We start from the raw sequence: 20,388 nt of genomic DNA on the forward strand, positions 1-20,388 counted from the left end.
CATGAAGGCGACCCAGGCGCCAACGCGAGCGGTCCGGAGCTGGAGCGGAGCGGTTTTGTTGTCGCTCAGCTTCGTTTTGGCGGGCTGTGCCACTGCGCCACGCACTCAACTTCAGGTGTCACGCCAGAGCTTTCCGCCCGACGCGCTCATCACGCAACGCGGTGTGTTGACGGTGTTCGGCGGACGACAATTTCCGTTGAACGGCTACGCCGCGTTGAGCGCCGAACACGGACTGCGACTGGTGGTCACGGAAAATTTTGGCGGCGTGCTGGCGGATGTGTTGCTCACGCCGGACGGCAAAACTTACGTGATGCGCTCCAGCCCGACGTTCAAAACCGAGTGGATTGAACGCTTTCTGGCGGCGGACGCGCGTTGTCTGCTCGGATTAAGCCAGACCGACTGTCCCGGCGAATCGCTCGGCCCGGATCGCTACCGCATTGCGCGCCGTTGGTATCGCTTGGAAGTGCAAACGGTCAATGTCGCGCCCGGACCGCAACCTCCCGAATCCTTCGTTCCTCCCGTCGCCAGCGCCCCATGAACTTTCGTGAATCCATCCAGGCGGCCAAAGTGAGCGGACCGGAAAACGCTGCGGACGGTGCCATCGCATTTACGTTTTCGTTTCCCGCCGCCGATCCGACTTTCGCCGGACATTTTCCGCAGCGCCCGATTCTGCCCGGCATTTTCCAAATTGAACTGGCGCGATATGCCGCCGAACTCAGCGCGCGGCAACCCCTGCGGCTCGGCGCCGTGGTCAAAGCGAAATTCCTCCGGCCGATCCTGCCGGAGGAAGTCATTCGTGTGGAATTGAAATGCGGCGAGAAAACCGCCATGCTGCAAGTCCGCGCCAGCTTTTCCGTTCGGGGACAGCCCGCGGGTGAAGCCATATTGCGGCTGATTCCAGAAGCATGAAACGGTTTAGAATCATTTTACTCGGGTTGGGACTGCTCGCCGTGGGCGGGTGGTTTTCGGGTAAATTACTGGTGCGTTCCTGGACGCAAAAACCGCCGCCGCTGCCCGCGGACACTTCGATTTTGCAAGCGCCGGTTGAAACGCGCGAGGGCCGGACCTGGCTCGGGCAATCCTGGACGGCGCAACGCGAGGGCCTGACCGTCATCCGGCTGAAAGGCTCGCCGTTCGCCATGGGCTACGCCTCGGGCAAATTGCTCGAACAAAAAATGCACACCCTCGAGGATGAATTCCTCGTCATGATCCACCACTACGTGCCGCAGCAGTGGAAAATCAATGTGCTCAAAACCTACGTCACCTTTCGCAACCGCCACCTGAGCCGTTTCGTGCCGCTGGATTATCGGTTGCAAATTCTCGGCACCACGCTTGGTTGCTCGGACGCGCATCCGGAACTCGGCGATTATTACGACCGCCTGCTCAACTACCACGCGGCGCACGACATCTCCTACATGATGATTGACAACCCGCTGATCTCGAAAGCCGGTTGCACCGCCTTTGGCGCGTGGGGCGACGCCACCGCCGACGGTCATTTAATCACCGGCCGCAACTTCGATTGGGAAGCGGCGGACGTTTTCAGTCGCGACCGCGTCGTCCTGCTGTACGAACCGGACGACGGCATTCCGTTCGTCTCGTTGGCCTGGGCCAGCATGGCAGGCGTCGTCTCGGGAATGAATCGCGCGGGCGTTTCGATCAGCATCAACGGCGCGCCCTCCAGTTTGCCGGCGGAAACCGCCACCCCCGTGGCGCTGGTGGCGCGGGAAGTTTTGCAGCAGGCCCACAACCTGACGAACGCGCTCGAGATCATTCGCACCAATCGCGTCTTCGTTTCCACCCTGCTGTTGGTGGGCAGTCGGGCCGACGGCAAATTCGTGGTGGTGGAAAAAACGCCGCAAACCACCACGGTCCGTGAAGCCGGGGCGGATTTCATTGTCTCGGCCAACCACTTTGAAACCGATCCGCTCAAGGACGACGAACGCAACCTCCATTATCTCGCGGAAGGCACCTCGCTGACCCGCTACAAGCGGATGAATGAGCTGCTGCAAACCCATCACGGCCACCTCACGCCGTCGCAAGCGGCGGAGCTGCTGCGCGACCGGCATCTGCCCGGTGGAAAATTCCCGGGGAACGGACATCGCGGCACCCTCAACGCGCTGATTGCCACGCACGCCACCATCATGGATCTGACCGAGGGAATCTTTTGGGCGGCTTCACCACCGCATCAACTCGGAAAATTCGTGGCGTTTGACCTGAATGATTTTGATCGCGAGCTACCGACATTGACGATCCCGGACGACGCGATGCTGACGAACGGGGAGTTTGAAAAATTTCAAATGGCCCAACAAGCGTTGCGGGAAGGTCAACGCGATTTGAAAAATCAGCAGGCGACCGAAGCGCTCGCCGCCGCCGAACGGGCGGAACAGAACAATCCCGGTTTCTATCAAAACGCCACGCTGCGTGGAATCGCTTTGTTGCATCTGGGCCGGACTAACGAGGCGCAAGCCGCTCTGGAAGCCGCGCGGACCGCGCCGCCCGCTTTTCAGAGCGAAACGGAGCAATTGGACCAACTGTTGCAACGAATCCGCGGCGAAAAATAATCCGCATGGACTCCGACCCCACCGGACACAAAGCCGCCTTGCCCGCGCGCCGCGCCACCCGTGGTTTGGTTCTGATCCAGTGGTGGCTGGGCTTGGGGACCACGCTCTTTTTTGCGCTTCCCTATCTGCGCCGCGCCCACGGCTTGTCGCGATTGGATCGCCGGCGCCGGCACCTCTTCGTCTGCAACCACGTCAGTTTGCTGGACACAATTCTGTTGGGATCACTCTGCTGGCAGGCGGGTTGCCTCCCCATCCTGGTTCTCGGTGACAAATCCGTCTGGCGGGCCAACTGGATCAAAACCATGCTCAGCAGCAAGATCGGCTTTCTGCTGGAGCGCGGGAGATTCAATCCCAAACGCATCGAGGAATTGCGCGCCTTTGCCCGCTGTCATCAGGAGTTTCAACTGATCGTTTTTCCCGAGGGCACGCGCGGGGATGGAACGAACGTCAAAGCCTGTCAGCCCGGCATTTATTACATCGCCCAGGAAGCGCGGCTGCCACTCGTTCCCGTCTTTTTTAGAAACATGGAATTGATTTCAACCAAGACCGGACCGTTGCACCTCTTCAGCGGTTTGCGGAAGGTGGAAGTCCATTTTGCTCCGAGTGTCGAACCGGACGAATATCTCCACCTGTCGCGCGAGGATTTTCTGGAATTCGTCCGCAATAAAATTGCGGCGGCACGGGAGCAATAAGGGGACGAGCGAGCGGGCGGAGTTTCCGCCCCTTTCCAATCCCTGGCCCGCATCATTTTTGGCAAACGGTGTAGCCATGCCGCCACCCGCTTGTTAGTTTTACGGGTGGTGACTGCGTTTTTGGAAAGATACCTGACAGGCTGGTTGCGTGGACTCGGTGCGTACGGCCAGTTGTGCAAAGAAACGCTGCTCTCCCTGCTGGGATTCCGCATGGCGCTGCGCGATCTGGTGGGACAGATCTACTTCATCGGCGTCAAATCCCAATCGGTCGTGCTGGTGACCGGCGCGTTCACCGGCATGGTTCTCGCCGCCCAAGCCTATTACCAATTTCACCAATTCAAAATGGACACGGCCACCCTGGCGTTGGTCGGCGTTTCCATGTGCAGCGAACTCGGTCCGGTGCTGACCAGTCTGATGGTGGCGGGTCGCGTGGGTGCGGCGATTGCCGCCGAACTCGGCACCATGCGCGTCACGGAACAAATTGACGCGCTCCGCACTCTGGCCACGCATCCGGTGGATTACCTGGTCGCGCCCCGATTTCTGGCCACGCTACTGGTGCTCCCTCTGCTCACGGCGGAAGCCATCGCCATCGGCATCGGTGCGGGTTACGTTGTCGTCGTTTACCTGATGAAAGTGGATTCGGCGTATCTTTGGTACAACATGCTGCGCTACACCGGCTTTGTGGATTTGTCGGTGGGCCTGATGAAATCGTTCGTGTTCGGCGGGGTGATCGCGAGCATCGCCTGCTACAAAGGCATGAACTGTCGAAACGGCGCCGAGGGCGTCGGTTACGCCACCACGGCGGCGGTGGTTTACAGCTCGATTGCGATTCTCATTTCCAACTTCTTCCTGACCCTGCTGTTTGGGCGGCTGTTTCACACGCTATGATCGAAGTCTGCCAGCTCCAAAAGCGGTTTGGCCGCCAAACGGTCCTCGAGGACGTGAGCTTTTCCATTCCCTTGGGCGAATCCCTGGTCATCATTGGGCGCAGCGGTTGCGGCAAAAGCGTGTTGCTCAAACACATCATTGGATTGCTGCAACCGGACGCCGGATCGGTGCGCATTGATGGCGAGGAAATCACGACGATGGACGAGCGCAATCTGATCCGCGTCCGCAGCAAGTTCGGCATGGTGTTTCAAGGCGCCGCCTTGTTCGACTCGTTGACGGTGGCGGAAAATGTCGCCTTCGCCTTTCGCCGCAACAAAACGCTGGGCGCGAAAGAAATCGCCCGCAAGGTTGCCGAGGTGCTCGAAATGGTGGACCTGCCGGGCATTGAAACCAAGAAGCCCTCGGAACTCTCCGGCGGCATGCGCAAACGCGTCGGACTGGCCCGCGCCATCATTTATCATCCCCAGATCGTTCTGTATGACGAGCCCACCACCGGATTGGACCCGATCGTTTCCGACAGCATTGATCAATTGATCATTCGCGTCACCCAGCACTTGAAGGTCACGGCCATCGTGGTGACGCACGACATGCGCAGCGCCCGGCGGGTTGGCGACCGGATCGTGATGTTGCACGACAAAAAGGTTTACGCGAGCGGCACCGCGGAGGATATTTTCAACTCCACCGACCCGGTGGTTCAGCAGTTTATTAATGGTCGAGCCGATCCCTAGTTCAATGTTATGAGTCGAGTGAACCAGCAAATCAAAGTGGGCGTTTTCATCCTGTTCGGATTGGTATTGGTCGGCGGCATGACCGTGCTGTTCAGCCGTAATTCCTTTTCCTACAAGGAGCACTACGAAATTCAATTGCTCTCCAGCAACGTCGGCGGCATCAAATCGGGCGCGCGGGTGTTGATGCGGGGCGTGCCGGTGGGCAACGTCAAAACCATCCAGCTCAACCACGGCGGCACCAACGTCACCATTTTTCTGCGCATTGACCCCCAATTCAAACTTCATTCCGATGCGCGGTTCGAAATCGAGCAAGCCGGATTTTTGGGCGACCAATTCGTCGCCATCTATCCCGCCAGCGATCAAGGTTACGTGCTGACGAATGGCGCCGTGGTCTCGGCGCGCGCCCCGTTCAACATGCAGGAAGCCGTGGCCGTCGCGACGGAGATGATCCTCAAAATCAGTCAGACGACCACCAACCTGAACGCGGCGGTCAGCGACGTCCGCCGCCTGGTGTTGAACGAGCAACGGCTGGAAAATCTGGGCACGGCGCTGGATCGGCTGAACGCCATGACCAGCGAAGCGGAACAGGCGATGCAAAACCTGTCCGCCATCGTCACCAATAATTCCGAACCCATCAACGCCGCCGTCCGGGAACTGCACCAGTTCAGCGCGCAATTGCCCGTGTTGACGGATCGCATCAACGCGGTGGTGGCAACCAATTCAGCGCGCCTCGAAGCCACCATGCTCAACCTGGAAACCAGCTCCACCATCGTCACCAACCTGTTGACGGACCTGCAGGCCGGGCGCGGCGCGGCCGGCCGGTTATTGCGCGATGAAGCGCTGGCCGATTACTTGAGCGATATTGCCTACAACCTTTCCTACACCGCCAGCAACCTCAACACGCGCGGTCTCTGGGGCATCCTCTGGAAACAAAAAAATCCCCCGTTTCCCCGCACCAACACCCCCCCACCTGATCCATGATCCGCTCCCTTTGGGTTGTCCGAATTTTCTTTCTCATCCTGTGCTGCCTCACGGGTTACGCGTTGAGCCAGTTGCGCCCCGATCTGGTGGGGCCGGCCTACAGCGGCCCGCTCGGGGCCGTCATCGGCTTCGGTTTCGGTGGCTTGCTCATTGCCATTGACGAAATGCTGAAGGGCTTTTCGTTGCGCGCGTTTTCCGCCACCACTTTCGGATTGCTCCTGGGCATCGTCGTCGCGCAACTCGTGGATCATTCCGGATTGTTCGATCGGGTGGATGATGACACGCGCTGGCTGGTGCGGCTCGCGCTGTTCCTGGGCTTCAGCTACATCGGCATGGTCCTCGCCATGCGCAGCAACAAGGAGGATTTTTCCTTGATCATCCCCTACGTCCGGTTTTCCCGACGCAGCGACAAAGCGGACAACCTCCTTCTCCTCGACACGAGCGCGATCATTGACGGACGCATTGTGGATTTGATCAAAACGCATTTCCTCGAAGGCATCATCGTGACGCCGGCGTTCGTGATGAAGGAATTGCAACGCCTCGCCGATTCCGCCGAGGAAACCAAACGCGGACGCGGGCGGCGCGGGCTGGACATGCTCACTCGCATCCAGGCCAACCAACAACTCGAAGTGAAACTGCACGAGGGCGACTTTCCGGACGAACCCGACGTGGACGCGAAGTTGTTGCGCCTGGCGCGCAATCTCAACGCCAAGGTCATCACCAACGATTCCAACCTCGGCAAGATCGCCGCGTTGCAAAACATCACTTGTTTGAACCTGCACGAGCTGGCGCGATACCTGAAGCCCGTGCTGCTGGCGGGCGATCCGCTCACGCTGAGAATCGTGCGGGAAGGCAAGGACAAGGATCAAGGCGTGGCCTATCTGCCCGATGGCACGATGGTCGTGGTGAATCACGGCCAGGCGCACGTTGGCCATCAGGTCGAAGCCGTCGTCCAAAGCGTGATCCAAACCGGCGCGGGCGTCATCGTTTTCGCCAATTTGCGCTCCAACTCGTAACCCACTATAACTGAACCATGGATTTGATCACTGTCGCCAACCTGTTCAGCTCGGTTGAAGCCAATCTGACTGCGTCGCGCCTCGAAGCCGCCGGATTTCATCCGCACCTCAAAGGCGAACTCGCCGCCCTGAGCATGGATGGTTACTCGCTGGCCACTGGCGGCATTGAAGTGCAGGTGCCCGAGGCGGAAGCGGCCGAAGCCAAAGAATTTCTCAACAGCCCGGTTACACTACTCGAATGAACTCCTCCGCGTCCGCCCGCTTCGCCTCCCTCCAAAAACTGCTCCCCGGCGAAATCAAACTCGACTCCGACACGCTGGCAAAATATGCCGGCGACAAATGGTTTGCCACCCACCGCCCCGACGCCGTGGCGCTGCCGCGTTCCACCCGGTCGGTGTCCACCATCCTTAAGTTTGCGCAGCGGCATCACCTCCCGGTCACGCCGCGCGGTGCCGGTTATGGCTACGTGGGCGGCTGCGTTCCGCGGCGCGGCGGCATCGTGCTCTCCCTCGAACGCCTGAATCGCATCAAGGAAATTAACGCTGACGATTTTGTGGTGGTGACTGAACCCGGCGTCATCACGGCGGAGTTGCAAGCCGCCGTGGAAAAGCAAAATCGTTTCTATCCGCCCGATCCGGCCAGCAGCAAGGAAAGTTTCATCGGCGGGAACATCGCCACCAATGCCGGCGGCCCGCGCTGTTTGAAGTACGGCGTCACCCGCGATTACGTGCTGGGCCTCGAAGTGGTGCTGGCCGATGGCACAATCGTCCGACTGGGCGGACGCACCCATAAAAATAAAACCGGCTTTGATTTGCACCGCCTCTTCGTCGGCTCGGAGGGATTGCTGGGGGTGATTACCGAGGCCACTCTCAAATTGTTGCCGTTGCCGCCCGACCGCGCGAACCTCGCCGTTGGATTCGGCTCGATGCGTCAGGCCGTGCGCTCCCTGCACGCGATCCTCGGAGCGGGATTCCTTCCCGCCGCGCTCGAATTGGCCGATTCCTTTACCCTGGCGGCGGCGTATCGTCGCACCAAAAGCGAACGACTACGCGGCTGCCGCGCGCACCTCATCGTTGAAGTGGATGGGCAACGCGTCTCGGTGCGAAATGAAATCAAAACCCTCCAGCGCCTCATTCGACCGCAGCAGCCGTTGTTCATTGAAACCGGTTTTGGCACCAAGCAATGCGAACAAATCTGGCAAATCCGCCGTGAGTTTTCCTATTCGCTGCGTGACACCGGTTTGACCAAGCTCAACCAGGACATCGTGGTGCCACGCGGCCGCCTGGAAGACCTGTTCAATTTTGCCGTGCGGTTGCAAAAGCGACACCAACTGCAGCTCGCCTGTTTCGGACACGCAGGCGATGGCAACATTCACACCAACATCATGGTGGACTTTACGCAACCGGGCGCGAAGCGACGCAGCGAAGCCGCGCTGGACGAACTCTTCAAACAAGTCCTGGCGTGGAACGGTTCGATCACCGGCGAACATGGCGTGGGCATCGCCAAAAAACGGTGGTGGCCGCTGGCAACCTCCGCCGAAGCGCGCCGGTTACACCACACCATTAAACACGCGCTCGATCCTCGCGGCATCTTGAATCCCGGCAAATTCATTTGACCCTCAGCCGGATTTAACCAGCCGCCGCCACGATCTCAACGAACGAAGGGCTTCCGTTCTTTTGGTTCGTAAATCGCATATCGTAAATCTAAAATTCCGGTCGTATGAGTTTTTACGACCAACTAAAATTTGATGCGAATGGATTGATCCCGGCGATTATTCAGGAGCAAAAAAGCGGGCGCGTGGTGATGATGGCGTGGATGAATCGCGCTTCGTTGGAGAAAACCATCGCCACCGGAAAAACCCACTTCTGGAGCCGCTCGCGCCAAAAATTCTGGATGAAGGGCGAGGAAAGCGGCAACACGCAAACGGTGAAAGACGTGGCGTTCGATTGCGACGGTGATTGCCTGCTCATTCAGGTGGAGCAACACGGTCCGGCATGCCATGAGGGCTATCAATCCTGCTTCTTCCGTTCGATTGAGGGTCAGGGCGACACTTGCCGGATTACCGAACCGCGTTTGAAAACGCCGGAACAAATGTACCACAAGAAATAATCGGGACGCGGGCGCCGGCCGTTGATCGGTCGAGAACGCGCCCGCATGACACTTCATGGATGATTCAGTTCCATTCGCAAGTCGCGCGTATTTTATTTACCTCGTGGTTCTGCTTCTGGCGCGCGCGGCCGATTTTCTCAGCACCTGGGTGGCGACGCCCAATTTGGTGCTGGAAGGCAATCCCATCGCCAAACGACTTGGTTGGAAATGGGGCATGGTCGTGAATCTGATCGTGGTCGCCAGCCTGGCCGCGTGGCCGTTGTCCGCCATCGTGGTAGCGACGGCCAGCGTGTTGGTGGCCGCGCGTAATTTTCAATCCGCCTGGTTGATGCGCTCCATGGGTGAAGAAGCCTATCGGTCATGGCATGTGCAACGGTTGGAAGAAACGCCCGTTATCCTGTATTTGTTCTGTCTGGCCGGTAACAGCTTGCTTACGTTGGCCGTAGGCGTGGCGTTGGTGGCTTTCAGTGCCACGCGGACTTATCTGCTGCTTGTGCCGTTGGGCATCGGGATGGGCATGATTGCCTACGTGCTGGCGGTGGTCCTCTTTACATCGCTTTCCCTGTGGCGACTGCGGCGCCGCCGGGAACCTTTTGCCGAAGTGAAATTGCCGGAGTAACGGCGCTGGGATTTATCCGAGGGAAGTCCTGAAAGAGAAGGATGACAAATCGGGCAAAGTGTGCTTGATTTTGCAGCACATGTTGCATCTGCCGTATTTCGCACACCGGTTGGAAAAAAAAGGAAGGTCCTGGGTTCAGTTAGGCATGGCGGTCTTGCTGACCGCAGCGGCCTCGGATGGTTTCGCACAGGCCCCCAGCCTCACCGAAGCGCCGGTTTCCCCCACCATTTTTTTGGGCGACCCGATGACCCTGCAGGTTGCCGCCAGTGGCAGCGCGCCACTGTCTTACCAATGGTTTCGCGATGATGCCGCCATCGCGGGCGCCGTCGGTACCAGCTATACGATTCCGGCTGTTTCCGCGACGGATCATCACGCGACCTTTTGGGTGCGGGTCACCAACACCTTGGGCGTGGCGCTTAGTGATGCGGTCAGCCTGACGGTGGATTTTGGTCTGCCCGGCGCGGCGGTGACCAACCACTTGTTGAGCTATAGCAGCGTCTGGCGGTACAACCTTTCCAACAATCTGGATGGCGTCAATTGGACCGACCCCGGTTATGCCGACGCCGTCTGGCCCAGCGGCCCCGGATTACTGGCGGCAGAAAACAACTCCGCCATTACGCCACTGATTGGCACCAGTCTGCGCGCGCCGAACAATCCGGTGACCGGCATGGCCTCGGGACATGCGTACTATTTTCGCGCGGCGATCAACGTCGCGAGCAACAACCTGATTCCGGGACCGTTGATTGCGACGATTCGGGCGGACGATGGCGCAATGGTTTATGTGAATGGCACGGAAGCGTTGCGTCTGCGCATGCCTGCCGGGGTGATCGGGAACACGACTTTCACCCTTAACGGCGCATTCCCACCGGGAGCAAGCGCGGATGCGACAACGGATGAAATCTTCCAGTTGGAAGGAATCAACCTCATGCCGGGCAACAATATCATTGCCGCTTCAGTGCATCAGGCCAACGCCACGAGCAGCGACATCGTCTGGGGCCTGGCGTTGGACAGCATCGGTTACCAGCGCGTTCGCGATACCGTGGCGCCGACGGTCGTGAATCTGATTCCAGCGCCGGGGACCACGGTGCCGACATTCAGTTCGCTCGAGGTGGTGTTCAGCGAAGGCGTTAAAGGCGTGGCGGCGGAAGACCTGCTGGTGAATGGCGTGCCCGCGACCCAGGTGACGGAATACGCGCCGGAGGTTTATAGTTTTCAATTCCCGCCGCAACCCAACGGCGCGGTGCAGGTGGCTTGGTCACCAAATGCCGGGATCGTGGATCAATCGGCCAATTCCAACGCGTTTGTGGGCGGTAACTACCATTATACCGTGGACCCGGAGACGACGGATTTGAACGTACGCATCACGGAATTCATGGCGGGCAATTCCACCACGATCCGCGACGACGATGGGGATTACTCCGATTGGATTGAGTTATACAACGCCGGCACTCAGCCCGTGGACCTGAGCGGTTGGTATTTGACGGATAACGCGGGCAACCTGACCAAGTGGCGTTTGCCGACCGGGCTGAGCCTGGCCCCGGGCGATTACCTGCTGGTTTGGGCTTCGAATAAAAACCGCGGCGTGGTGGGCGCGCCGTTGCACACTAATTTCAAATTAAGCAAATCAGCGGGCAATTACCTGGGGTTGGTCTATTCCGATGGCGCCACGGTGGTTTCAGCGTTTACCGCTTATCCGGCCCAGTATGATGATGTCTCGTATGGACGGGATCGGTTGGATTATTCCCTGGTGGGCTACTTCACCACGCCGACGCCCGGGGCCGTCAATGCGACCGGAGGAGCGGGATTTCTAGCGCCCGTCACCTTCTCGCGCCCCAGCGGCACCTTTCAATCCGCGTTCCAACTGACCTTGAGCACGGAAGCCACCAACGCGGTCATCCGTTATTTTCTGGTCACGGACAGCGCGGCGGCAGCGCTGACCGACCTGCCGGATAACACCTCACCGATCTATACCGGGCCATTGAACATCAGCACCAGCACGCAGGTTCGGGCGCGCGCGTTTCCGGCGCAGGCAGACGCATTTCCCAGCGCGCCAACCAGTGAGACCTACCTGCAAATTACGCCCGGCGCGGCGAGCTTCAGTTCCGAAGCGCCCGTGGTGTTGTTTTACAATTTTGGCGGCAACGTTCCACCCGCGACGACGGACCAAAATGCCGTCATGATGGTGTTCGATACGGACTATGGTCATGCTTCGCTGACCAACCCGCCGGCCGTCGTCAAACGCATCGGCATCCATCTGCGCGGCAGCAGCACGTTGGGCATGGCCAAGAAAAGTTTTGCCGTCGAAACCTGGGACGAATTCAACGATAACCAGAGCGTGGGAGTCCTGGGCATGCCCGCCGGCTCTGACTGGGTTTTCTATGCGCCCAACCTGTATGACAAATCGTGGATTCATAATCCACTGATGCACGACCTGAGCCGTTCAATCGGGCGTTACTCTCCGCGAGCCCGCATGGTGGAGGTGTTCACCTGCTTTAATGGAACGACCGTCAATTATGCCGCCCCGGCAGTGGGGCATTACAACGGCGTCTATGTGTTGATGGAAAAAATCAAAGCGAATGCCGACCGCGTCAATATCCCCCGATTAACCCCGATGCAGACCAATACGCCCGCCATCACGGGCGGGTATATTTTGAAGATTGATCGTGCGGACGCCGATGAACGCACGTTCAGCGCCGGCAATCAAGGTTTGGTGTTTGTCGAGCCCAAGATGAAGGATTACAGCCTCTATCCGGGTCGGGCCTTGCAGCAAAACTACATCGCGGGATACATCAATTCGTTCTACAACGCTTTGACGGGTGCCAATTGGACCAATGCCACCACGGGTTACGCCGCCTGGATTGACGTGGACGCGTGGATTGATCATCACCTTTTGAACGTTCTATCGCTCAGCTCGGATGCGTTGCGATTGAGCGCGTTCATGTTCAAGGACCGCAATCAAAAATTTGCCATGGGGCCGCTTTGGGATTTTGATCGGGGCCTGGGCACGAGCGCCGGCAGCGATTGGCGGGCTTGGAATCCGCGTTCGTGGATGGGTTCCAATCCGTTGGGGGCCGCCAACGGCACGGATTACGGAACGGACTTTTTCAATCCCAACAACGTATTCGGCAATCCCTGGTATTCCCGATTGTTGCAGGACCCGAACTTTTGGCAGAAGTGGATTGATCGTTATCAGACCTTGCGGGACGCACAATTTTCAACCAACGCCATCTTCGCCATTATTGACGGGCTGACCGGCAACTTGGGTGCCGTGTCGGCGCGAGAAATTAGTAAATGGTCTGATTCCACCCCTCGTTCCGGCGTGGTCGCACCCTCGTCGGGCTGGCCGGATCGAAGTTATTCCTACACCTTTCCCGGCACTTACGCGGGTGAAGTGAACTTCCAGAAACAATGGCTGATGGACCGACTGAATTTCATGGATGCCAATTTCCTCGCGCGGCCGACGGTGAACGCGACCAGTGGCCCGGTCAATAGCGGTCAGACGGTTGTCCTCACCCCCGCAAGCAAAGCGAACAGCCGCGTGTTCTACACGCTCAACGGCACCGATCCGCGTTTGCCGGGCGGGGCGATCTCGCCCGCCGCGCTTTCCAACAGTGGCCCGGTGACGATCACCGTCACCAGTAACATTCAGCTTTTCGCGCGTTCATGGAATCCCACCCATCAAAATCTGACCGGCTCGAAAAATCCGCCTATTTCCAGCCCCTGGTCGGGTCCGCGAGAGGTGACGCTCTACACTTCGCTGCCCGCTTTGCGCATCACTGAAATCATGTATAATCCGCCCGCGCCGCCGGTCGGAAACACCAGTGATCCAGACGACTTCGAGTACCTTGAATTACAGAACATCGGGAGCACGTCGCTGAATTTGAATGGGTTCAAAATTGGCGGCGGGATTTCCTATACGTTCCCCAACATGACTCTGGGCGGCGGCCAATACGTGGTGGTGGCCAAAGACCTGGCCGCGTTTCGCGCGCGCTACGGCATGTCACCACTGGTGGCGGGCGTGTACACCAACAAGCTGTCGAATAGTGGCGATCATCTCACCTTGGAAGGCGCGTTGGGCGAACCGATTCTGGACTTCAATTTCTCCGACGCCTGGTATCCGGGCACGGATGGCGAAGGGTTCTCGTTGGTGATCATCAATCCACTGGCAGATCCGGAAACCTGGAGTCTCAAGGAGAGCTGGCGTCCCAGCGGCGCGCTGAACGGTTCGCCCGGTGCGGATGATCCGACACCGACGCCAATTCCTCCCATCCTCGTGACGGAAGCGCTGACGCATACCGATCCGCCTTTGCGGGATGCCATCGAACTTTACAATCCCACCCTCGATGCGGTGAATGTGGGCGGTTGGTTTTTGACCGATGATCCGCATCAACCCCAAAAATACCGCCTTCCCGCCAACCAGTTCATTCCCGCCGACGGATACCTGGTCTTCGATGCGGATCAATTCGGCGTTGGCCCAACCAGCTTCCAACTGAGTTCAACCGGCGAGTCCGTTTACCTGTTTTCCGGCGACGCCAACACCAATCTCACCGGTTACGCGCATGGGTTTGCGTTCGGCGCGGCGCCGAATCCGGTTTCGTTTGGTCGGTACGTGAACAGTCAGCAGCGTGAGTTCTTTGTTTTGCAAAGCGTCAACACGCTCGGACAACGCAACGCTTATCCGCGCGTCGGACCAGTGGTGATCTCCGAAATCATGTACAACCCGCCCCAGCTGCCCGGCGGCGCCAATGATGATTTGAACGAATTCATTGAACTGCAAAATATCACCAGCACCAACGTGCCCTTGTACGATGTGAATTACCCGAGCAGCACCTGGCGCTTGCGAGATGCGGTCACCTTCGATTTTCCTTCCGGCCTCGTGTTGTCGCCGGGACAGCGGCTGTTGGTGGTGAGCTTCGACCCGGAACTTTACGGGGCTTTAAAGACCGCCTTCCTCGCGAAATACAGCGTGCCCGTCAACACGCTCTTGCTCGGTCCCTGGTCGGGCAAACTGAACAACGCCGGCGAAACGGTGGTGCTGGAGCGCCCCGACAATCCCAACCTGCTGCCCACCGGAGTTGAAGTGCCTTATTATCTCGTCGAAACCGTGACCTATTCACCCGTCGCCCCCTGGCCCTCAAGCGCGAATGGCGGCGGCCCTTCCTTGCAGCGGATCGAACCGACGCTGTTTGCGGACGATCCTTTGAACTGGCAGGCGGCAAATCCGACGGCAGGACAGGCCAATCCCGGCGGCCCGCAAGTGGACGTGGATGGCGACGGCCTGCCCGATGTGTGGGAGTTGGCCAACGGCCTTGACCCACAAATCGGCTCGGGACCGTTTGGTGCTGCCGGCGACGCCGATGGCGATGGCGCCGGCAACTGGCAGGAATACGTGGCCGGAACAAATCCCAGCGATCCGGATGATTACCTGCGCTTCAGCTCCATTGCGGCGGACGATCAAGTCTGCGAGCTGCAGTTCTTCTCGCACCTGGGCCGCACGTACGCGGTGGAATTCACCGGATCGCTGACTCCGGCAAATTGGCAAACGCTGGTGAGCGGATTAACCGGCACCGGCGACACCATCTCCGTCACCGATCCGCAGACGGCCACGCGCTATTATCGGCTGCGCGTCAGTTATAATCCGTGAGGTAATCCAAAAAAAACGGCGGGGTGATTAATCCCCGCCCTAGCCAAGGGTAAGTGGGATGACAGGGAAGGATCAAACCGACCGCGACTAATTAACGGAGGAGATGCGGGATAGTGATCGGAGCCTGCACTTGCGCAAATACTGGCGACGCTCACTAAAAAGCCAACCAGTAACGGTTGATTTCAGAGTTCTTGAGTAATGGTGGAGCCGAGGAGATTCGAACTCCTGACCCCCACAATGCCATTGTGGTGCTCTACCAACTGAGCTACGACCCCATCCAAAAGCGCCGAAACTTTAACGAGCCGGACGGTTAAGTCAAAATCAAATTCATCCGCTCTTGAGATTATTGAGGTGAAATCATTTGGTTGGATAAGGCGCTTCACTCCGCGCGCACCGCCGTGGTGAATCAAAACGCGCCAGTATCAGCCAGCGACGGGCAGAGGACTGCCGCTCCACCTTTGAGCGACCAGGTCTGCCGGCCCGACCCGCTTCAAGACGGATGGGTGAGCAGCGTGAGTAAAAATCTTCCCATCACTCCATGGCTGGCTAACATAGTGACATGCCATCATTTGACATTGTCAGTGAAGTGAACTCGATGGAGATCGAGAACGCGGTCAACACCGCGAAAAAAGAGCTGGCCAATCGCTTCGATTTGAGAGGGAGCAAAGCCGAGATCGTGCTGGAAAAGAATGACATCAAACTGAGCGCCGAGGATCAGTTCAAAATCAAGGCGCTGGCCGATATTGTCCTGGGCAAACTCGCCAAACGGAACATCAGTCTGAAAAATGTCGAGCAGCCCGAACCGGATATTTCGCCGCTGGGTCATGCGCGCCAGGTGATCAAAATCAAACAGGGCGTTGCCGCCGAGGTGGCGCGCGAGATCACCACCTACATCCGCAACCAAAAACTCAAAGTGACGACACAAATCCAGGATCAACAGATTCGGGTGACCGGCAAAAGTCGGGATGATTTGCAGGCGGTGATTGCCGCAGTGCGCGCCAAAGATTTTCCGCTGGCCTTGCAGTTTCAAAATTTTCGGGACTGATGGTGGAATGGGCGGTGCGGAAATGAAAACCGTCGGCGGACCCGCTGCTGCAAATCCCTATCCAAGCATAACATCTTCCAGAGTGAAGGACGACAATTGCTGCAACAGCGGGTCCGCCGACGGTTTGGGATTGCCCCCCGTCCAAGGGCTGACAAACTAAAACCGGAAACCGCCCAACACGTAAGAAAGTTTGGGATTGCCCCCCGTCCAAGGGCTGACAAACTTACCCCGAGCCGGCCGAGTTAAATATGAGTGTTTGGGATTGCCCCCCGTCCAAGGGCTGACAAACTTCCGGCGGCTGTTCGAGGATTTACAAGACGGTTTGGGATTGCCCCCCGTCCAAGGGCTGACAAACTTGTGGCTCAAAGGTCTTGAAGTTGGAACAGGTTTGGGATTGCCCCCCGTCCAAGGGCTGACAAACTCTGCCGGTGTCTCGGGCGGTTTGATGCCGGGTTTGGGATTGCCCCCCGTCCAAGGGCTGACAAACTGCGGGCAAAATACGTAGAAGCGCGGAACAGTTTGGGATTGCCCCCCGTCCAAGGGCTGACAAACTCACAGAATCAGCGGAGCCAACACCAACACCGTTTGGGATTGCCCCCCGTCCAAGGGCTGACAAACTTGGATTTAAGCGTGAGCTGATCATTCAACTGTTTGGGATTGCCCCCCGTCCAAGGGCTGACAAACTGAGCAAACGAAAGGCACTTGCTCATTACAAGTTTGGGATTGCCCCCCGTCCAAGGGCTGACAAACTAACATGATCACCATCAAGCTCAACAAAGAAGTTTGGGATTGCCCCCCGTCCAAGGGCTGACAAACTGCGGAGATGATCGGCGAGCCGCCGTTGAGAGTTTGGGATTGCCCCCCGTCCAAGGGCTGACAAACTCCTTCACGCGTTGTTGATGTTCGCGAATGAGTTTGGGATTGCCCCCCGTCCAAGGGCTGACAAACTCACTACGCGAGCCGCTGAAATTCGGCAAGAGTTTGGGATTGCCCCCCGTCCAAGGGCTGACAAACTCATTACTGCCAGTCACCGCCGCCAGAATAAGTTTGGGATTGCCCCCCGTCCAAGGGCTGACAAACTACTCAAGGAGGCGGCAAAGGCGCAGGAAGAGTTTGGGATTGCCCCCCGTCCAAGGGCTGACAAACTTCTCGCGCACGTAGGGGGGTGTGAGTGAGTGTTTGGGATTGCCCCCCGTCCAAGGGCTGACAAACTGACCAGCCGCCCGGCTCGCCGGTCGTGGTTGTTTGGGATTGCCCCCCGTCCAAGGGCTGACAAACTAAAGCCGTTGGTGTAGTGCGTAACTCCGCCGTTTGGGATTGCCCCCCGTCCAAGGGCTGACAAACTCACATATCGAGGGGAACGCTCCACAAGCTGGTTTGGGATTGCCCCCCGTCCAAGGGCTGACAAACTCGCCCGCCACCATCGCCGCCGCTCATTTGCGTTTGGGATTGCCCCCCGTCCAAGGGCTGACAAACTGTCGGAATGGCGTTTGCGAGAGAGAGAAATGTTTGGGATTGCCCCCCGTCCAAGGGCTGACAAACTCAAATCAAAATCGCACCCCGCCTCGGACATGTTTGGGATTGCCCCCCGTCCAAGGGCTGACAAACTGCAAAAACATCACTTGTGCCTTCCATGGTCGTTTGGGATTGCCCCCCGTCCAAGGGCTGACAAACTCGGTCGTGTGGCCGCCGGTGGAAATATCCGGTTTGGGATTGCCCCCCGTCCAAGGGCTGACAAACTAAGACCCGGATAAACAAGAAAGAGCAAATGGTTTGGGATTGCCCCCCGTCCAAGGGCTGACAAACTACGCCGTCAGGTACCCAACTGTCCGAGACCGTTTGGGATTGCCCCCCGTCCAAGGGCTGACAAACTGTCTTGGTATGAATTGCCGGTTTAACATGAGTTTGGGATTGCCCCCCGTCCAAGGGCTGACAAACTGCTAAACGGGGCGTAATGGTTAAAGTTTGGGTTTGGGATTGCCCCCCGTCCAAGGGCTGACAAACTCATTTTCTACAAAAGGACGTTGCCATCCCCGTTTGGGATTGCCCCCCGTCCAAGGGCTGACAAACTTCCACGAACGATTTACAGCCGTCCAGGAATAGTTTGGGATTGCCCCCCGTCCAAGGGCTGACAAACTGCCGCTCGCTGCGCAACGCGGCTCGATTCCGTTTGGGATTGCCCCCCGTCCAAGGGCTGACAAACTTAGAGTGTGCCCGGGTGTGTGAAACTAGGCGTTTGGGATTGCCCCCCGTCCAAGGGCTGACAAACTACTTTGAAGAATAGGCGAAGTCGAAGCTGTGTTTGGGATTGCCCCCCGTCCAAGGGCTGACAAACTTCCTTCGCCGGTTGTAGTGCCGGCGGAACCGTTTGGGATTGCCCCCCGTCCAAGGGCTGACAAACTCAAGACTACACGCACCCAAAAACGAAGACAGTTTGGGATTGCCCCCCGTCCAAGGGCTGACAAACTCTGGATCAGACGACGGATCAGCCTCTTGGGGTTTGGGATTGCCCCCCGTCCAAGGGCTGACAAACTACACGCGCACGGGGCAAACGACTACGGATCGTTTGGGATTGCCCCCCGTCCAAGGGCTGACAAACTCCGACTGGAGCCGGATGGCGCGTATTCAAAGTTTGGGATTGCCCCCCGTCCAAGGGCTGACAAACTCTGTGCAAGGCGTGGTGCGGACTTTTAGAGGTTTGGGATTGCCCCCCGTCCAAGGGCTGACAAACTTACGCCAATGAATCGCCCACACCGGCGGCTGTTTGGGATTGCCCCCCGTCCAAGGGCTGACAAACTGAGACTGGATCGAGGCGCAGCGCAAAGCGTGTTTGGGATTGCCCCCCGTCCAAGGGCTGACAAACTTTTGAGTTTCGAGCATTTCGTTGCGTGGGCGTTTGGGATTGCCCCCCGTCCAAGGGCTGACAAACTCCGCGCGGAGGCCATGCTGCGCGAGATACGGTTTGGGATTGCCCCCCGTCCAAGGGCTGACAAACTTGAATTGGTTATCAAGGTGAGCGCCGTGCCGTTTGGGATTGCCCCCCGTCCAAGGGCTGACAAACTGAGATGATCGAAGCCGAGCGCCACCTTTCCGTTTGGGATTGCCCCCCGTCCAAGGGCTGACAAACTCATGCGCCGGAAAAGAATCGTCCGTCGTCCGTTTGGGATTGCCCCCCGTCCAAGGGCTGACAAACTGATTGCGCCAAAATCGAGCGCGACTCCAGCGTTTGGGATTGCCCCCCGTCCAAGGGCTGACAAACTCATGGGCGCAAGCGGTGAGAGATGCGCGTGGTTTGGGATTGCCCCCCGTCCAAGGGCTGACAAACTTTCGCGAAATCGCCTTGCTGCCACAGGTCAGTTTGGGATTGCCCCCCGTCCAAGGGCTGACAAACTTCGCGGATAACAAACTCGCGCAACTCGGCTGTTTGGGATTGCCCCCCGTCCAAGGGCTGACAAACTTTTGGGGAAATGTTTGGGTTCGCGAAACGCGTTTGGGATTGCCCCCCGTCCAAGGGCTGACAAACTACCGTTAAACGTCTGAACCGCGTGCTGGTCGTTTGGGATTGCCCCCCGTCCAAGGGCTGACAAACTACAGTTTGAGCGGGAGGCCAAAGCCAGAGCGTTTGGGATTGCCCCCCGTCCAAGGGCTGACAAACTCAGGCGAAGATACCAGCCAAGCGCAAGACTGTTTGGGATTGCCCCCCGTCCAAGGGCTGACAAACTTTCATTCCCGCCGCTACCCGTTCCCCACTTGTTTGGGATTGCCCCCCGTCCAAGGGCTGACAAACTGGGGACAGCCGCAACTGCTACGCCTACTATGTTTGGGATTGCCCCCCGTCCAAGGGCTGACAAACTAAAGGCGTTGTTGTTGCGCACTTCAAGTGCGTTTGGGATTGCCCCCCGTCCAAGGGCTGACAAACTTGACGACGTGCAAGCGGTGGTTGCTCCCGTGTTTGGGATTGCCCCCCGTCCAAGGGCTGACAAACTGGGTTGACGGCAGAAAGTGGTTCCGATAAGAGTCTGATCGAGTTGATTCAACCTTTGGACGGGGGGCATCATCTCAAATATGTTGACCAACTCCGGGTTACGCTGGAACGCAGCCGCAA

General features: G+C 58.3%; 14 protein-coding genes, 1 tRNA gene and 1 CRISPR repeat array. Of the genes, 14 read left to right on the forward strand and 1 reads right to left on the reverse strand.

Features of this window, described 5'->3' with window-relative positions; genetic code table 11:
• Position 1: 1 nt before the first annotated feature.
• The 13 genes from M9920_03625 (at position 2) to M9920_03685 (ending at position 15,238) form a co-directional block, all read left to right on the forward strand.
• Positions 2–538, forward strand: a complete 537-nt coding sequence (locus M9920_03625; protein ID MCO5051372.1) for a hypothetical protein — start codon at positions 2–4, stop codon at positions 536–538.
• Positions 535–909 (forward strand): hypothetical protein, encoded by a 375-nt coding sequence (locus M9920_03630; protein MCO5051373.1) that lies wholly within the window; start codon positions 535–537, stop codon positions 907–909. Before M9920_03625 ends, M9920_03630 begins: the two co-directional genes overlap by 4 nt.
• On the forward strand, positions 906–2,561 hold the full coding sequence (locus tag M9920_03635) for a C45 family peptidase (protein MCO5051374.1): 1,656 nt from the start codon (positions 906–908) through the stop codon (positions 2,559–2,561). Before M9920_03630 ends, M9920_03635 begins: the two co-directional genes overlap by 4 nt.
• A 5-nt stretch (positions 2,562–2,566) precedes the next feature.
• A complete protein-coding gene (locus M9920_03640; GenBank protein ID MCO5051375.1) occupies positions 2,567–3,253 on the forward strand; it encodes a 1-acyl-sn-glycerol-3-phosphate acyltransferase in 687 nt (228 codons plus the stop codon).
• Positions 3,254–3,361: 108 nt separating this feature from the next.
• Positions 3,362–4,141, forward strand: coding sequence for an ABC transporter permease (locus tag M9920_03645; GenBank protein MCO5051376.1), 780 nt, complete (start codon positions 3,362–3,364; stop codon positions 4,139–4,141).
• Positions 4,138–4,869 (forward strand): ABC transporter ATP-binding protein, encoded by a 732-nt coding sequence (locus tag M9920_03650; GenBank protein ID MCO5051377.1) that lies wholly within the window; start codon positions 4,138–4,140, stop codon positions 4,867–4,869. Before M9920_03645 ends, M9920_03650 begins: the two co-directional genes overlap by 4 nt.
• Before the next feature lie 9 nt (positions 4,870–4,878).
• Positions 4,879–5,850, forward strand: coding sequence for an MlaD family protein (locus M9920_03655; GenBank protein MCO5051378.1), 972 nt, complete (start codon positions 4,879–4,881; stop codon positions 5,848–5,850).
• Positions 5,847–6,866, forward strand: a complete 1,020-nt coding sequence (locus M9920_03660) for a hypothetical protein (protein MCO5051379.1) — start codon at positions 5,847–5,849, stop codon at positions 6,864–6,866. Before M9920_03655 ends, M9920_03660 begins: the two co-directional genes overlap by 4 nt.
• A gap of 17 nt (positions 6,867–6,883) precedes the next feature.
• On the forward strand, positions 6,884–7,108 hold the full coding sequence (locus M9920_03665) for a DUF2007 domain-containing protein (GenBank protein MCO5051380.1): 225 nt from the start codon (positions 6,884–6,886) through the stop codon (positions 7,106–7,108).
• Entirely contained in the window at positions 7,105–8,481 is a 1,377-nt protein-coding gene (locus tag M9920_03670) for an FAD-binding protein (protein MCO5051381.1), read from the forward strand. The genes M9920_03665 and M9920_03670 overlap by 4 nt, the downstream gene beginning before the upstream one ends.
• Before the next feature lie 104 nt (positions 8,482–8,585).
• Positions 8,586–8,975, forward strand: a complete 390-nt coding sequence (gene hisI, locus M9920_03675) for a phosphoribosyl-AMP cyclohydrolase (protein ID MCO5051382.1) — start codon at positions 8,586–8,588, stop codon at positions 8,973–8,975.
• 55 nt (positions 8,976–9,030) lie between these two features.
• A complete protein-coding gene (locus M9920_03680; protein MCO5051383.1) occupies positions 9,031–9,594 on the forward strand; it encodes a hypothetical protein in 564 nt (187 codons plus the stop codon).
• Between the two features lie 79 nt (positions 9,595–9,673).
• On the forward strand, positions 9,674–15,238 hold the full coding sequence (locus tag M9920_03685; protein ID MCO5051384.1) for a lamin tail domain-containing protein: 5,565 nt from the start codon (positions 9,674–9,676) through the stop codon (positions 15,236–15,238).
• A gap of 199 nt (positions 15,239–15,437) precedes the next feature.
• On the opposite strand, the gene M9920_03690 is transcribed toward M9920_03685, so the two are convergent.
• Positions 15,438–15,513: transfer RNA gene (locus M9920_03690), tRNA-Ala, on the reverse strand.
• 284 nt (positions 15,514–15,797) lie between these two features.
• Here M9920_03690 and M9920_03695 point away from each other — a divergent pair.
• Positions 15,798–16,283 (forward strand): YajQ family cyclic di-GMP-binding protein, encoded by a 486-nt coding sequence (locus M9920_03695; GenBank protein ID MCO5051385.1) that lies wholly within the window; start codon positions 15,798–15,800, stop codon positions 16,281–16,283.
• A 122-nt stretch (positions 16,284–16,405) separates the two neighbouring features.
• Positions 16,406–20,269: direct repeats of the CRISPR family, unit length 36 nt; unit sequence GTTTGGGATTGCCCCCCGTCCAAGGGCTGACAAACT.
• The last annotated feature ends 119 nt before the right edge of the window (positions 20,270–20,388 follow it).

It is taken from the genome of Verrucomicrobiia bacterium, from assembly GCA_023953615.1.
Lineage (GTDB): Bacteria > Verrucomicrobiota > Verrucomicrobiia > Limisphaerales > JADLHS01 > JADLHS01.

Bases quoted from the DNA above. Each gene is read 5' to 3' on its own strand.
- M9920_03625 (MCO5051372.1), top strand. From the start codon at position 2: ATGAAGGCGACCCAGGCGCCAACGCGAGCGGTCCGGAGCTGGAGCGGA.
- M9920_03630 (MCO5051373.1), top strand. From the start codon at position 535: ATGAACTTTCGTGAATCCATCCAGGCGGCCAAAGTGAGCGGACCGGAA.
- M9920_03635 (MCO5051374.1), top strand. From the start codon at position 906: ATGAAACGGTTTAGAATCATTTTACTCGGGTTGGGACTGCTCGCCGTG.
- M9920_03640 (MCO5051375.1), top strand. From the start codon at position 2,567: ATGGACTCCGACCCCACCGGACACAAAGCCGCCTTGCCCGCGCGCCGC.
- M9920_03650 (MCO5051377.1), top strand. From the start codon at position 4,138: ATGATCGAAGTCTGCCAGCTCCAAAAGCGGTTTGGCCGCCAAACGGTC.
- M9920_03655 (MCO5051378.1), top strand. From the start codon at position 4,879: ATGAGTCGAGTGAACCAGCAAATCAAAGTGGGCGTTTTCATCCTGTTC.
- M9920_03660 (MCO5051379.1), top strand. From the start codon at position 5,847: ATGATCCGCTCCCTTTGGGTTGTCCGAATTTTCTTTCTCATCCTGTGC.
- M9920_03665 (MCO5051380.1), top strand. From the start codon at position 6,884: ATGGATTTGATCACTGTCGCCAACCTGTTCAGCTCGGTTGAAGCCAAT.
- M9920_03670 (MCO5051381.1), top strand. From the start codon at position 7,105: ATGAACTCCTCCGCGTCCGCCCGCTTCGCCTCCCTCCAAAAACTGCTC.
- hisI (MCO5051382.1), top strand. From the start codon at position 8,586: ATGAGTTTTTACGACCAACTAAAATTTGATGCGAATGGATTGATCCCG.
- M9920_03680 (MCO5051383.1), top strand. From the start codon at position 9,031: ATGGATGATTCAGTTCCATTCGCAAGTCGCGCGTATTTTATTTACCTC.
- M9920_03685 (MCO5051384.1), top strand. From the start codon at position 9,674: ATGTTGCATCTGCCGTATTTCGCACACCGGTTGGAAAAAAAAGGAAGG.
- M9920_03695 (MCO5051385.1), top strand. From the start codon at position 15,798: ATGCCATCATTTGACATTGTCAGTGAAGTGAACTCGATGGAGATCGAG.